The sequence below is a fragment of the Flavobacteriales bacterium genome (assembly GCA_016704485.1).
In the GTDB taxonomy this organism is placed as follows: Bacteria; Bacteroidota; Bacteroidia; order Flavobacteriales_F; family PHOS-HE28; genus PHOS-HE28.
This window is the reverse complement of sequence record JADJAA010000002.1, coordinates 401,981-416,006: the sequence shown is the minus strand read 5'-3', so window position 1 is coordinate 416,006 and position 14,026 is coordinate 401,981. Positions and strand designations below refer to the sequence as shown.

Genomic DNA, 14,026 nt, shown 5'->3' with positions numbered 1-14,026 from the left:
ATCCGTTCGCGATCTACTTCAGTCCCCGCTTCACGAGCAACGGTTCCACGCGTGGATCCCTGCCTGTAAAGTCGCGGTACATCTGCTCTTCCGGCTTACTGCCACCTTGGCTCAGGATCGCTGCGCGGAACTTATCTCCGTTCGCACGGGTCAATCCGCCGTGTTCGTTGAACCACGCGAAGGCATCGGCATCCATCACTTCGCTCCAGATGTAGGCGTAGTAGTTGGCCGCATAATCCGTCCAGCTATGATTGAAGTAGCAGCTCTTGTAGCGTGGTGGTACCTGCGCAATGTCCAAACCGTACTTCTTCAAGGCAGCGGCTTCGAATGCGGCAACGTCGGTAACACGCGGTGCATCGGCACTTAAGCTGTGCCATTCCAGATCGAGCAATGCAGCGGCCAAGTACTCAGTGGTGGCATAGCCTTGGTTGAATTTGCTGGCCTTCCGTAGTTTCACTGCGAGCTCCTTCGGCATCACTACACCGGTATCGTAATGCTTCGCGTAGTTGTTGAAGACCTGCGGCACCATAGCCCAATTCTCATTCACCTGACTTGGGAATTCCACAAAGTCGGTGCTTGTAGCGGTACCGCTGAACTTCGGATACTTCTGGTCGGACATCATGCCGTGCAGCGCATGACCAAACTCATGGAAGAGCGTGGTCACATCGTCCCAGCTCAAGAGCAAGGGTTGACCAGCAGCGGGCTTGATGTAGTTGCAGTTCTGGGTGATCACCGGCTGATTTTCAAGCAAGGTGCTCTGGTCCACGAAGCTGCTCATCCACGCACCGCCGTTCTTGTTGTCGCGTGCGTAGTAGTCGCCGTAGAACAGACCGATCGCTTCACCGTTGGTGTCGATGATGTCGAAGACGCGCACGTCCGGCTGATAGACCGGTAGGTCCTTGCGCTCTTTGAATGACAGTCCGTACAACTGGTTCGCTGCGTAGAACACACCGTTCTGCAATACGCTTTCGAACTCCAAATAGGGCTTAACGGCAGCTTCGTCCAGATCGAATTCGGCCTTGCGCACTTGCTCGGCGTAGAAGTCCCAATCCCAGGCCTCCACTTGGATACCCGCTTTCTGTTTGTCTGCCAAGGCCTGCAATTTTGCGAGTTCCGCTTTTGCATTCTTGGCGGCCGCCGGGGCCATGCCGCTCAATAACTTCATCGCGGTGGCCGGGTCCTTCGCCATCTGATCGTCCATCACATACGCACCCCAATTCGGGAAGCCCAACAGCTTGGCCTTTTCCGCGCGCAACTGTGCCAACCGGGTAATGATCTTGCTGTTGTCGTATTCGCCGCCGTGGCTGTTACGCGAGATCGACGCTTTGAAAACACGCTCGCGTAATGCGCGATCTTTCAAGTCGGTCAATGCTGGTTGGGACGTTGTGTTCCGCAGATCGATCAACCACTTGCCCTCCTGCCCTTTTGCCTTTGCCGCCGCTGCTGCCGCTTCGATCGCATCTGGAGTTAAGCCATCCAACTGCTTCACATCATCCACGACAACGGCCAATGCCGCACGCTCTTTCAATATGTTATCCTCGAACTTGGTCTTCAATCCAGCTTCTTCCTCGTTCAACTTCTTCATCTGCGTTTTGGCCTCCTCATCCAGCAAGGCACCAGAACGCACGAAGCGGGTGTAGTACCGCTCCAACAAACGGTCAGAAACAGGGTCCAGACCTAATGTGGTGCGCTGGTCGTACAATGCTTTAATGCGGACGAAGAGTTTCGGATCCAAACTGATCGCATCACCGTGTGCTGCCAACTTCGGTGCTAGATCCTCTTTGATCGCTTGCAAGCTGTCGTTTGTTGCGCTTCCAGTCAGGTTGAAGAACGTGGATGAAGCACGTACGAGCATTTGACCTGTTCTCTCAATGGCCACGATCGTATTCTCGAATGTAGGAGCATCCGCGCTGTTCGCAATAGCTTCCACCTCTTTCAACTGTGCAGCCATACCCTGCTCGATCGCCGGTTGGAAATCACTGGTCTTGATCTTATCGAAAGGTGGTGCATGAAAGGGCAATGTACTTTCTGCTGCGAAGGGATTCATTCGGGTCTCTATTGTGGTTTTCTCAACATTCCTATCGCCACAAGCACAAATTAGTTATGATAGCACGGCCGTGGTGCCGATCATGGAAGCTCTATTCTTCATTCGTTCTGAAACTAAGGGGTCGCAAATTTACCGGTACCACGGAGTACCGATCGCCCGTCCATGGAGCTATTGCGCCATTGAACATTGCGGCTGGATCAGGATAAGGAAGGGCTATGGCTAGGCAGATAATGAAGCGGTGAGCTTGTGTTCGTATCGGCCTTCAGTATCCGAAATCGCTTTGCACCAAAGACTCACACATTGAACAAAAAGTGCATCACATCCCCATCCTTTACGATATACTCCTTCCCTTCCACGCGCAGTTTACCCGCAGCGCGACAAGCAGCTTCGCTGCCTAGCGTAATGAAATCAGCGTAGGCCATGACCTCGGCTCGGATGTAGCCTTTCTCGAAATCGCTGTGAATAACACCAGCTGCCTTAGGACCTGTATCGCCTTGGTGTATCGTCCACGCACGGACTTCTTGAACACCCGCAGTGAAGTAGGTCTGAAGTTTCAACAGGTGGTATGCTGCGTGGATCAATTTGTTCACCCCCGGCTCATTCAAACCCATGTCAGCAAGAAACATTTCGCGCTCTTCCGGGGTGTCCAGCGATGCGATCTCCGCTTCGATCGCAGCAGTGACGAAGATCACTTCTGCATTCTCATGTGCCACTGCCGCCTTCACTTTCTCGACGTATGCATTACCGGTTACCGCACTCTTCTCATCCACGTTGCACACGTACATCACGGGCTTGGTGGTAAGAAGTTGGAACTCGTTCAACAATACGGGATCGGTATTCTCATCGATCGCTGCGCGGGCACTTTCGCCTTTCAGCAAATGCTCGCGGATCTTGGAGAGCAGTTCGAACCGCTTCTTTGCATCCTTATCACCAGTGCTCGCTCCTTTCTCAACTTTCTTGATCCGCGCCTCAACCGTTTCCAGATCCTTCAATTGCAATTCGATATCGATCACTTCTTTGTCACGGACAGGATCCACATTGCCATCCACATGAACCACGTTCGGGTCATCGAAGCAACGCAATACGTGCAGTATAGCATCGCACTCACGAATATTTCCTAGAAATTGATTCCCAAGTCCTTCGCCCTTGCTCGCTCCTTTTACCAGACCGGCAATGTCAACGATCTCCACCGTTGTAGGTAGAATGCGTTGTGGCTTTACGAGTTCCGCAAGCTTATTCAACCGAGCGTCAGGTACTGTAATGATGCCAACATTGGGTTCTATGGTGCAGAACGGAAAATTCGCTGCTTGTGCTTTCGCATTGCTCAAACAATTGAACAAAGTGCTCTTGCCTACATTCGGTAGGCCTACAATGCCGCATTTCAATGCCATGGTGGAGGTTTTCGGGCCCTGCTTTGGCAGGCGGGCGCGAAGGTACCTGAACCAAAACAATCAACATCCACAAAATAGTAGAGCGGAAGCAATACTGCTCCCGCTCTAACTGAGGTTGGTCCAAAACCAAAAGTACCAACCTTTGATCAACTCCCTTGGTGACATATAGACAACGCAGGAATGTCAATGTGTTGCCTGCGTGAATGCATTATTTCGACGAGCACGGAATTAATTAACGATCAAAGACCCTTTTCGCCCGATCGAACAACATGAACAATTCTGGCGCAACTGCAATGTATGAACAGCACTTTTGAAAAGTTCTGCACACACCGGTTCTCCCCGTTCTGTGCTGGCTACTTTTGGCAGCTTAGCATAGCCCCACAATAGATGCCTACATCCCCGACCGTTGTTACTCAATTGAACATTGCCGAACTGGAACGCACGGCCTCCCAAGTAAGACGGGACATCGTACGACAGGTTCATGGAGTACAAAGCGGTCACCCCGGTGGTTCGCTTGGCTGTACCGACTTTCTTACAGCATTGTATTTTCATGTCATGCAGCATGATCCTTCGGTATGGGATATGGATGGAAAAGGACAGGACCTGTTCTTTTTGAGCAATGGCCATATCAGCCCGGTATTCTATAGTGTTCTTGCTCGCAGTGGCTATTTTCCTGTGGAGGAGCTTTCCACGTTCCGAAAACTCAATACGCGTTTGCAAGGTCACCCAACAACACACGAAGACCTGCCGGGCGTTCGCGTTGCAAGTGGCTCCTTGGGTCAAGGACTTAGTGTTGCCATCGGGGCTGCGTTGGCGAAGAAGCTAAACAATGACGACCGCATCGTATACACCTTGCATGGTGACGGAGAGTTACAAGAAGGGCAGATCTGGGAAGCCGCGATGTTCGCTGCGGGTAAGAAAGTCGACAACCTGATAAGCACCATAGACTACAATGGTCGACAGATCGATGGGGATGTTGATGATGTGATGCCACTTGGAGACCTGCGTGGTAAATGGGAAGCATTCGGCTGGACCGTTCTGGCGATGAACGGGAATGTTATGGCCGAAGTCGTGAAGACCTTGGATCAAGCCAAGAAATTGACTGGCAAAGGAAAACCAGTGATGATCCTGATGCGCACCGAAATGGGCCAAGGCGTGGATTTCATGATGAACAGTCATGAATGGCACGGTATCGCACCGAATGACCAACAATTGAAGGACGCGCTGGCACAGTTGGAAGAAACACTTGGTGATTACTGAAAAATGATCAGAAGATCAGCCCCGGATGATCGTTCCACGCTCTCCGGGGTGACTGATCAGAATAAGGAAGACACGCTGTCGCGGTAAGAATGAGCAAAGAATTGAATGGAACGGGATCATGGGGCCTCAGCACGAATGGAGAGTTCGGCACGCTTTTCTCGTTGTAGGTTGAATGACTAACACAATGTGGTACTATTCGCGTTTTTTCCCGAAGCATTTCTTGGCTATTGCTTTCGCTATGGGTATCGGAGGAAACGCGTTTGCCCAAGAACAAGCACCCGAACCTGCCCTTACGCGCATGTTGTTCGTAATGGACGCCAGCAATAGCATGAATGCGTTCTGGGGCAATCAACCGAAGATCAACACCGCGCGTGAACTCTTACTGAAAAGCCTAAAGGAATTGGAAGGGCAACCGGACCTCGAACTGGCATTGCGGTTGTACGGGCACCAGACCGCGATCGTCCCTGGAAATCAGGATTGCGATGATACCAAGTTGGAAGTTCCGTTCAGCGCGAACGCAATTCCAGCTATGCGCAACGTATTGAACAGCGTGCGTTGCCAAGGCACTACACCAATAGCACGATCATTGGAAAAATCCGGTGGCGATTTTCCTGCGACCGGTCCGGGCGATCGAAAGGTGAGGAACGTGATCATTCTTATTACAGATGGCATTGAAGCGTGCGATGAGGATCCCTGTGCGGTCAGTCGCGCACTGCAAGCAAAAGGGATCACGCTGAAACCCTTCGTTATCGGTGTTGGCCTGATCGAAGCGGACAAGTACAGCCTTCAGTGCGTTGGAAATTATTTTGATGCAAGCACACCGGAACTTTTCGAACACGTGCTGAAAGTGGTGGTGACGCAAGCGTTGAACAGCACAACGGCTCAAGTAAGCTTAATGACCGAGAACGGCCAACCCACTGAGACCGACGTACCCGTGACGTTCTATGATCAGAAAACCGGTCTACCATTGTATCACTTCGTACACACTATGAACGACCGGAATATTCCGGATACCCTGAGCATAGACCCGATCCATACCTACCGCGTGGTAGCTCATACCTTACCCCCTAGCGTACGCGAAGATGTGAAGGTGCGGCCTGGCATACACAACATCATTGCCGTTGATGCAGGCCTTGGGACCTTACAACTCAACTTGGGGAGTGGCCCTCCGGATGCGCAGACAATTCCATGCATCATCCGTCGCAAAGATGAACTATCAACGCTTCATGTCCAATCCCTAGGAACCAGCCAACGACTGCGCACCGGCTTTTACGATCTGGAGGTGCTTACCCTACCCCGCCTTTTGATCACCGATGTAAAGGTCCAACAAGGCAAGACCACTGAGATCGCGGTTCCACGTCCTGGCACATTGAACATTCTGCCCTCGGCAAGTGGGCCGGGTGCCATATTCGTAAAACGTGGCGATGAACTGGAATGGGTCGCTGATATGGACCCGCTTTCCGTGCGATCCCAATACCGGTTATTACCCGGCAACTACCAAGTGCTTTATAGAAGTGGTAAGGCACAACGAACCGAACTATCCATCACCAAGGACGTCACCATTGAAAGCGGACGTTCAACAACCGTTAATTTCTAAGAAATGACAGCGTTCCCCCAACTCGATCAAAAAGACACACGTAGTGGTTTCGGTGCAGGACTCCATGAACTCGGTAAGAAGGACCCGAACGTTGTGGCATTGTGCGCAGACCTTATCGGCTCGTTGAAAATGGATGCCTTCGTAAAGGACTTCCCCGATCGCTTTTTCCAGGTTGGTATTGCTGAAGCCAATATGATGGGCATCGCCGCCGGTCTTACCATTGGAGGTAAGATCCCCTTCACCGGTACGTTCGCGAATTTCTCGACCGGACGCGTTTATGATCAGATCCGGCAGAGCATCGCCTATTCCGGTAAGAACGTGAAGATCTGTGCTAGCCATGCAGGACTTACCCTTGGTGAAGACGGTGCAACACACCAGATCCTGGAGGATATCGGTTTGATGCGCATGTTGCCGGGCATGACCGTGATCGTGCCGTGCGACTACAATCAAACCAAGCAGGCCACCATCGCCATTGGCGCCCATGAAGGTCCTGTTTACCTGCGATTCGGTAGACCGAAATGGCCGGTGTTCATCCCAGCTGTCATGCCATTCGAGATCGGTAAAGCGCAACTGTTGATCGAAGGTTCAGATGTAAGCATTTTCGCCTGTGGTCACCTCGTTTGGCGTGCGTTACAAGCAGCAGAGGAATTGGCCAAGCAAAGCATTAAGGCCGAAGTGATCAACGTACACACGATCAAACCTTTGGATACGGAAGCTGTCCTACGTTCCGTTAGGAAGACCGGATGCGTGGTGACCTGCGAGGAACACAACAAGTATGGTGGTTTGGGCGATACCATTGCTCAAGCATTGGCTACGCAATTTCCAGCACCGCAGGAATACGTCGCGGTGAACGACAGCTTCGGGGAGAGTGGGACAGCAAACGAATTGCTGAAGAAATACGGGTTGGATGTTCCGGATATCGTGGCTGCCACCAACAAGGTGATGAAGCGGAAAAACTAGAACATGCGATCGGAGTAGTATGACCGACCTCTCAGACGGTGAACTGCTCGCGCTATTCCGAAAGGAGGATTCGAAACACTACGCATTCAATTTGTTGGTGCGTCAGTATCAGCAACGCTTGTACACATCCATTCGTCGTATGGTCACCGATCATGACGAGACAAAGGACGTGTTGCAGAACACATTCATAAAAGCATGGAACGGTCTGGATAGCTTCAGGGCCGACGCTCAACTCTACAGTTGGCTCTTCCGTATAGCGCACAACGAGAGCCTCAACCATTTGCGCAAAATGAAGCGCGGCCTATTCACAAGTGAAGCCATCGTCCTTGAAAAGCTCACGACCACCTTGGATAGCAGTGAACATTTCTCCGGAGATGCGATCCAACGGAAACTGCAAAAGGCGATCATGCGATTACCGGATAAGCAACGTGCGGTATTCAACATGAAATACTTCGATGCAATGAAGTATGAAGAGATCAGCGCGATCACGGGAACCAGCGTTGGCGCGCTGAAAAGCAGTTATCATATTGCGGTGAAAAAGATAGAAAGTTGGCTTACGACCGAGCGATGGAACAGGTAATTCCTTGCCTACCAGATCGGACAGACAACTATTCGCTTTTTCAATTAGGTATCTTGGATCCCGCTACTTTTCTTTGAGGACCTTGCGTGGATCATTCGATCCGATCAGGTACCGTCTATTTTAAAAAAACATCACTTTCTTGAACCAAATGAATATACTCTCCAACTACCGTGAACTCTCCGTGTACGGAACCTCGGTCCTATGCATGTTGAACATGCCTGGCCTCTCCGCACAAACAACGCACAACCCTCAACAGGAAAGCTGTGGTTTCGATCATCGCCACAATGAGCTAATGCTTACTGATCAAGGGTACCAACAACGTGTGAACGCCTTTGACCAACAGGTCTTGAACTTCACTCAGGATGCACAGCGAGGTGGTGGCACCTTGTATGTTCCAGTAGTTGTACACGTGATGGAAACGGGTACAGCGATCACGGCGATCACCGATGATCAGGTTCAGGACGGTATCAAATGGCTCAATGAACGGTACCGTAAAGTTCCTGGAACACCTGGTGATGGGAATGGCGTGGATATCAATATCGAGTTCGCTCTGGCCGTGCGCGATCCGAATGGTAATTGCACCAATGGCATAACGCGGCGCGATATGACCGGCAACGCAACCTACATGGCCAGTGGTGTATTCGATGATGTTTCGGGAATTACCGATGCATCGTTGAAGCTTTTGGATGTTTGGCCACAAACGCAGTTCTATAATATCTGGCTGATCTCCGAGTTCGATAATAACAATGGTGGTAGCGGTACCCAAGGCTATGCCTACTTCAGCAGTAGCCACGGCCAACCCAATGATGGCACCGTAATGCTGGTGAATGCGTATAAGAACCGCGATGGCATTACACTGGCTCACGAGCTTGGCCATGCGTTCAATGTATACCACACCTTCCAAGGAGATGATGGAGGAGCCTCGTGCCCCGCCAATGGCGACTGTAATGCTGATGGAGATCTGGTCTGCGACACCCCACCACATATCCGCAGTAACAGCGATTGTGATTTCAGCGGTACCAACGCTTGTGATGGTGGTTCGGCAATCTCACTTTTCAAGAACAACTACATGGACTACGCTGGAGATGCGTGCCAGAACATGTTCACCACTGGGCAGAACACACGTATTCAGGCAGCGATCATTGGACCACGGGCATCCTTCCTGGCTGTAAATGGCAACCTGTCATTGGTGCCACCAGCAGCGCCTATGTTGGATTTTTATTCTTCTCAGGGCTTTTTGTGCGGAACCGGACAAAGCGTACAATTATTCGATAAGTCCTCCTGCATACCGAACACGTTCCTGAGTGGAACAGGCCTACCGGGCATCACGTTCTCATGGAGCATCACCAACGGCACCGAAACACATACTTCCGTTCAGCAAAATCCGGTCTTTACATTGACTAGTGCGGGCGTTTACAACGCTTCAGTAAGTATTAACACTGGTCTTGGAACCTTCACTAGAACAGAGCAAGGCATTGTAGTTGTGGCCGCAACTCCGGTGAATGCTTGTACGCCCACATCAAGCAACGCTGGCAACTTCGCACAAACGGTTAATAATGTTGTCTTCAATAGCATTTCGAATGCAACAAGCACCATTACGAATGTTGCTTATACCGACTTCTCTTGTGCCCAAAACACAGTGGTTGCTGTTGGAAACACGTATTCATTGGCAATCTCTTTGCGAGCTGGGGGCAGTGGTGCCGAATTCATGAATGCCTACATCGATTACAACAACAATGGAGCTTTCGAGGATCCAAGTGAGTTGGTCGCATCCGGTTCCCAACCTGTGAATAGCTCAGGTACAGTAACTGCTAACGTTACCATTCCCGGAACTGCGGTTACCAATACGTTGCTGCGCATGCGGATCTATGGTGAAACATTCTCTGCGGTCAGTTCGACCAAGCGCAACTGCACATCAACATTCTCTATTGGTGATGTTGAAGATTACGGCGTTTATATTTCCAACAGCGTTGCAGCGGTGAGCATAGCGGCTGCTCCTGGTAGCACCATCACGTACGGCACTTCGGTAACATTCACACCAACACCAGTAAATGGCGGTGGTGCCCCGCTGTACACATGGTTGCGCAATGGAGTGGATGTGGGAACAAGTGCAACCTACGTGAGCAACGATCTACTTCCCGGTGAAACGATCCAATGTTCCATGGCGTCGAACCTTGCTGGTGTGATCGCATCACCGGCCTTATCCAACACAGTTATCATGGTTGTCACAGGTCCGCCCTTGTCTGAATTCAATGAAAGTATTACGCAACTATGCGCAGGCAATAGTGTGACTTTCACTGACGCATCCTTGCTTAGCCCTACTTCTTGGTCATGGAGTTTCCCGGGTGGTACTCCTTCGAATTCAACAGCGCAGAACCCGGTTATTTCCTATGCAGGTCCTGGCACCTACACTGTTACATTGATCGCCTCCAACGGGAATGGAACTGGAACAACGCGAACAAAGACCGATCACGTTACCGTGCTTGCTGTGCCTACGTCGGGTTGTACGGTAACTCGAAGCACCTCTCCCGCTGCGGGTATCGGGATCACGAATGTGCAGTTGAACACGATCAACAAGACCACGGTCTACAACGGTGCGGTCATGAACGACTACACATGCTCCGATGCAACCACCTTGAGTGCGAACACATTGTACACCATCTCAGTGACGGTAGGTAGCCCGAACAACCAGTGGTTACGGGCTTACGTGGATTACAACAACGATGGTGACCTCGTGGATCCAGGCGAGGAGATCTTCACACCAGCCACTGGTACAGGTGTTCGCAGTGGATCCTTCACGACACCGGTTGCACCAACTACCGGCACGTTGTTGCGGATGCGCGTGATCACCGATTTCACTAACACAACAGCGGGTCCATGCACGAACCTACAATACGGACAGGTTGAAGAATACGGTATCATCTTCAATGCGCCTTCTGCGATCCAAGTTGCCGCAAAAGCATTCTTGAATGGTCCGTATGATGCATCGACCGGACTCATGAAAGATGATCTTCGCCTTGCTACCTTGATCCCCACCACGGAACCGTTTACGCTACTTGGATATAGCTTTGAAGGTGGAGGTGGAGAGACCATTGCACCTTCCGTATTTACTGTGACCGGTGCAAATGCGATCGTGGATTGGGTGATCCTTGAGTTAAGAACTGGCCTGATCCCCGCCATCGCAGCATCGAGAAGCGCTTTGATCCAACGTGATGGCGATATTGTGGACTTGAATGGCACCTCTCCCGTTAGCTTCGGACTTGCGGCAGGAAATTATCACGTCGTGGTGCGCCACAGGAACCACCTCGGCATTGTGACCTTGAACCCTGTTCCACTTAGCGCGGTTGCTGCTACTGTGGATCTTACTCAATCAGGGACTGCAACATTCGGTAGCAACGCGAGAAGATCGATCACCGGAGCGTTTCCTACACTAGCCCTATGGGCAGGCGACGTCACATTCAATGGCGAGATCCTCTATACCAATTCAGGTAACGACCGGGACCAGATCCTAACAGCGATCGGCGGCATTGTCCCTACCAATACCATAGCCGGCTATCGCGCTGAAGACGTGAACATGGATGGATCCGTTGTTTACACTGGACAGGATAATGACCGCGACATCATCCTTACAAATATCGGAGGCGTAGTTCCAACTAATTCCATTTTGGAACAACTGCCTTGACCTTGGTGATACAAGATCTTCTGATCCGCACATATCAAAGCGACAAAGCCTCCTTTCCGGAGGTTTTGTTCGTTATGATACTATGTGTTCGAACGGATCAAACCAAATAGCAGTTGATGCGTCCAACAAGCAATACCATGCAGAACGATCACTCCAAAAACGAATTTAATGATGCCCCGCTTCTCCGGAGCATTCCCAAACAAAACCCTTTTGTGGTACCCAATGGATTCTTCGAACAGTTCCCACATCAGGTCCAAAGCCACATTGTCGCAGCAAAAGCACAGGGCTCCGCTCCCGCTTGGTCGCGGCTTCTATCCAAACCTGCATTGATCGGAAGTATCAGCATGATCCTTATGGCGTTGTTGAGCTGGTGGATCTGGAAGCCTACTGATCAAGCACCGGAAATTGCACAACAGAAGATCGCGCAGGAGGCCGAGATCCTCGTTGTGGAAGACCTTGACGACCAAGATCTCTCTGCGTTATTCGCGAATTCCGACAATACCATGGCCGATGTGGATCTTTCCATGGACGACGAGGTGCTGATCGATTACCTGGAGAATGAAAACCTATCGCTCTATTTTTTGACCGAAGAACTATGAAACGAACACTTCAACGGATCACCGTATTGATCGCCTTTTGCGCGGCAGTATTCGCGCCAGTGGTTGCACAGGAAACGGATGATGACCAGCAGCCACCGAAAGAAAAACTAGCTGAGCTCAAAGCACAGAAAAGTGCCTACATCACCACCAAATTGAACCTGAGCACTGAACAAGCACAGCAATTCTGGCCCATCTACAATGAGTACGATGCGAAACAGGATGCCATCCGAAAAGAAGCTAGAGAATTGAGCCATGGCGCTCGCAATTCCAGTGGTGAATTGTCGGAGTCCCAAGCAGCGGAAATGATCGTAAAGCACTTGGCCAATCGCCAGCAGGAAGTGGATCTCGAAAAGCAATACGCTGAGAAATTCAAAAAGAGCATCGGTTCTGTAAAGACCGTTCAATTGCGCCTTGCTGAGCAGGATTTCAACCGTGAGGTATTGCGAAGGTTGAAAGAGCGGATGGGGAGCAGATCCGGTGATCAAAAATTCAAGAGGTGAAGGTGATCATACCATGAGGGATCCGTTGTCATGGCCAGCAGTCACTATGACGGACTTTCGAACGATCTTTGCGACCAATGCCCGATCTGCATACATCGTTCCTCGATCACTTGGCCCAAACAAGTCCGCACCCACTTGCTTTGGATATCGTACATGCCGAAGGGTGCTACCTCACCGATCGTTCGGGTAAACGGTACTTGGATCTTGTCGCAGGCTTGGCGGTGAACAACACAGGCCATCGGCACCCGAAAGTGGTAACCGCCATCAAAGCCCAATGCGACCGCTATCTGCATGTGATCCCCTATGGCGAGTTCATTCAGGAACCACAGGTCAAATTCGCGGAGAAACTTACTTCCCTGCTACCGAACGGCCTTGACAGTGTCTACTTCGTGAATAGTGGTACCGAAGCTATGGAGGGCGCACTGAAACTGGCAAAACGCATCACTGGCAGAACGGAACTGATCGCATGCAAGAACAGCTATCACGGAAGTACGCATGGGTCACTGAGCATTACAGGTAACGAAACGAAGAAGTACCGGTCCCGTCCGTTGTTGCCGGACGTGCGTTTCATGGCGTTCAATTCACGTGCAGACCTTGACCTGATCTCCACAAACACTGCTGCTGCGGTAGTTGAACCGATCCAAGGTGACGCCGGGATACGTGTACCGGACCATTCCTGGATCCGTGACCTGCGTGCTAAATGCCTCAAAACCGGAACCATGCTCATATTCGATGAGGTGCAGACCGGTTTTGGACGCACGGGAAAACGGTTTGCTTTTGCCCATTTTGATGTTGTCCCGGATATTCTGGTTCTCGGAAAAGCACTTGGCGGAGGACTTCCAATGGGCGCTTTTGTTGCTTCAAAAGAGCACATGCACTTGCTCACACACGATCCAACGCTGGGCCACATTACCACATTCGGTGGGCACCCCTTGCCTTGTGTGGCGGGACTAGTCGCTCTCGAGTTGCTAGAGGAGGAAGATCTTGCGGAGAATGCTCGGATAATGGGCGCATTATTCAAGAATCTGCTCATTCACCCTGCTATTAAAGAGGTACGCGGTGAAGGCCTAATGCTTGCGGTGGAATTGGGAAATGCAGATCTCGTACAACACGTTGTTATGGACTGCTTGCAAGAAGGTGTACTTGGCTTCTGGTTCCTATCCTGCCCTACTGCATTCCGGATCGCGCCTCCGTTGATGATCAAGGCTATGGATGTGGAACGGGCCTGTACTGTTATCCAAGCTTCACTTGACGCAAAGACCGTTTAAAGCGCTACCTTACTCGCTGAAAAAGAGATCATTATCCAGCTCAGAAACAGAGCGACCGTTCTTTGGACCCGAAATACCGTAACCTGTCCAAAGCGACCGAATATGGATCCAATTCCTCCACCATGGTGATGGTAACAAAGAC

At 51.0% G+C, this 14,026-nt stretch carries 10 protein-coding genes; 8 read left to right on the top strand and 2 right to left on the bottom strand.

Translation table 11 applies throughout. The annotated features are described in order from the left end of the window. Positions 1 to 13: 13 nt before the first annotated feature. Positions 14 to 2,047 carry a M3 family metallopeptidase gene (locus IPF95_12840; GenBank protein ID MBK6475575.1) on the bottom strand — a complete coding sequence of 678 codons (2,034 nt, stop codon included), beginning with the start codon at positions 2,045 to 2,047 and terminating at the stop codon, positions 14 to 16. A 293-nt stretch (positions 2,048 to 2,340) separates the two neighbouring features. Next, positions 2,341 to 3,432, bottom strand: coding sequence for a redox-regulated ATPase YchF (ychF, locus tag IPF95_12835; GenBank protein MBK6475574.1), 1,092 nt, complete (start codon positions 3,430 to 3,432; stop codon positions 2,341 to 2,343). Positions 3,433 to 3,825: 393 nt separating this feature from the next. On the opposite strand from ychF, the gene IPF95_12830 reads away from it, so the two are divergent. The 8 genes from IPF95_12830 (at position 3,826) to IPF95_12795 (ending at position 13,884) form a co-directional block, all read left to right on the top strand. Beyond that, a complete protein-coding gene (locus IPF95_12830) occupies positions 3,826 to 4,698 on the top strand; it encodes a transketolase (protein MBK6475573.1) in 873 nt (290 codons plus the stop codon). A 184-nt stretch (positions 4,699 to 4,882) separates the two neighbouring features. After that, a complete protein-coding gene (locus IPF95_12825; protein MBK6475572.1) occupies positions 4,883 to 6,295 on the top strand; it encodes a VWA domain-containing protein in 1,413 nt (470 codons plus the stop codon). A 3-nt stretch (positions 6,296 to 6,298) separates the two neighbouring features. After that, positions 6,299 to 7,255 (top strand): transketolase family protein, encoded by a 957-nt coding sequence (locus IPF95_12820; GenBank protein ID MBK6475571.1) that lies wholly within the window; start codon positions 6,299 to 6,301, stop codon positions 7,253 to 7,255. 19 nt (positions 7,256 to 7,274) lie between these two features. Next, a complete protein-coding gene (locus IPF95_12815; GenBank protein ID MBK6475570.1) occupies positions 7,275 to 7,835 on the top strand; it encodes a sigma-70 family RNA polymerase sigma factor in 561 nt (186 codons plus the stop codon). 148 nt (positions 7,836 to 7,983) lie between these two features. Beyond that, entirely contained in the window at positions 7,984 to 11,517 is a 3,534-nt protein-coding gene (locus IPF95_12810; GenBank protein MBK6475569.1) for a PKD domain-containing protein, read from the top strand. 137 nt (positions 11,518 to 11,654) lie between these two features. Continuing rightward, the gene (locus IPF95_12805) at positions 11,655 to 12,116 is read left to right on the top strand and encodes a hypothetical protein (GenBank protein MBK6475568.1); all 462 of its coding nucleotides are present in this window, start codon (positions 11,655 to 11,657) and stop codon (positions 12,114 to 12,116) included. Next, positions 12,113 to 12,616 carry a hypothetical protein gene (locus tag IPF95_12800; protein ID MBK6475567.1) on the top strand — a complete coding sequence of 168 codons (504 nt, stop codon included), beginning with the start codon at positions 12,113 to 12,115 and terminating at the stop codon, positions 12,614 to 12,616. Before IPF95_12805 ends, IPF95_12800 begins: the two co-directional genes overlap by 4 nt. Positions 12,617 to 12,693: 77 nt before the next feature. Then, on the top strand, positions 12,694 to 13,884 hold the full coding sequence (locus IPF95_12795) for an aspartate aminotransferase family protein (protein ID MBK6475566.1): 1,191 nt from the start codon (positions 12,694 to 12,696) through the stop codon (positions 13,882 to 13,884). Positions 13,885 to 14,026 lie beyond the last annotated feature (142 nt).

What these genes read in the sequence shown, in the direction of transcription:
- IPF95_12840 (MBK6475575.1), bottom strand. Translation starts at nt 2,047, where the DNA reads ATGAATCCCTTCGCAGCAGAAAGTACATTGCCCTTTCATGCACCACCT.
- IPF95_12830 (MBK6475573.1), top strand. Translation starts at nt 3,826, where the DNA reads ATGCCTACATCCCCGACCGTTGTTACTCAATTGAACATTGCCGAACTG.
- IPF95_12825 (MBK6475572.1), top strand. Translation starts at nt 4,883, where the DNA reads ATGTGGTACTATTCGCGTTTTTTCCCGAAGCATTTCTTGGCTATTGCT.
- IPF95_12820 (MBK6475571.1), top strand. Translation starts at nt 6,299, where the DNA reads ATGACAGCGTTCCCCCAACTCGATCAAAAAGACACACGTAGTGGTTTC.
- IPF95_12815 (MBK6475570.1), top strand. Translation starts at nt 7,275, where the DNA reads ATGACCGACCTCTCAGACGGTGAACTGCTCGCGCTATTCCGAAAGGAG.
- IPF95_12810 (MBK6475569.1), top strand. Translation starts at nt 7,984, where the DNA reads ATGAATATACTCTCCAACTACCGTGAACTCTCCGTGTACGGAACCTCG.
- IPF95_12805 (MBK6475568.1), top strand. Translation starts at nt 11,655, where the DNA reads ATGCAGAACGATCACTCCAAAAACGAATTTAATGATGCCCCGCTTCTC.
- IPF95_12800 (MBK6475567.1), top strand. Translation starts at nt 12,113, where the DNA reads ATGAAACGAACACTTCAACGGATCACCGTATTGATCGCCTTTTGCGCG.
- IPF95_12795 (MBK6475566.1), top strand. Translation starts at nt 12,694, where the DNA reads ATGCCCGATCTGCATACATCGTTCCTCGATCACTTGGCCCAAACAAGT.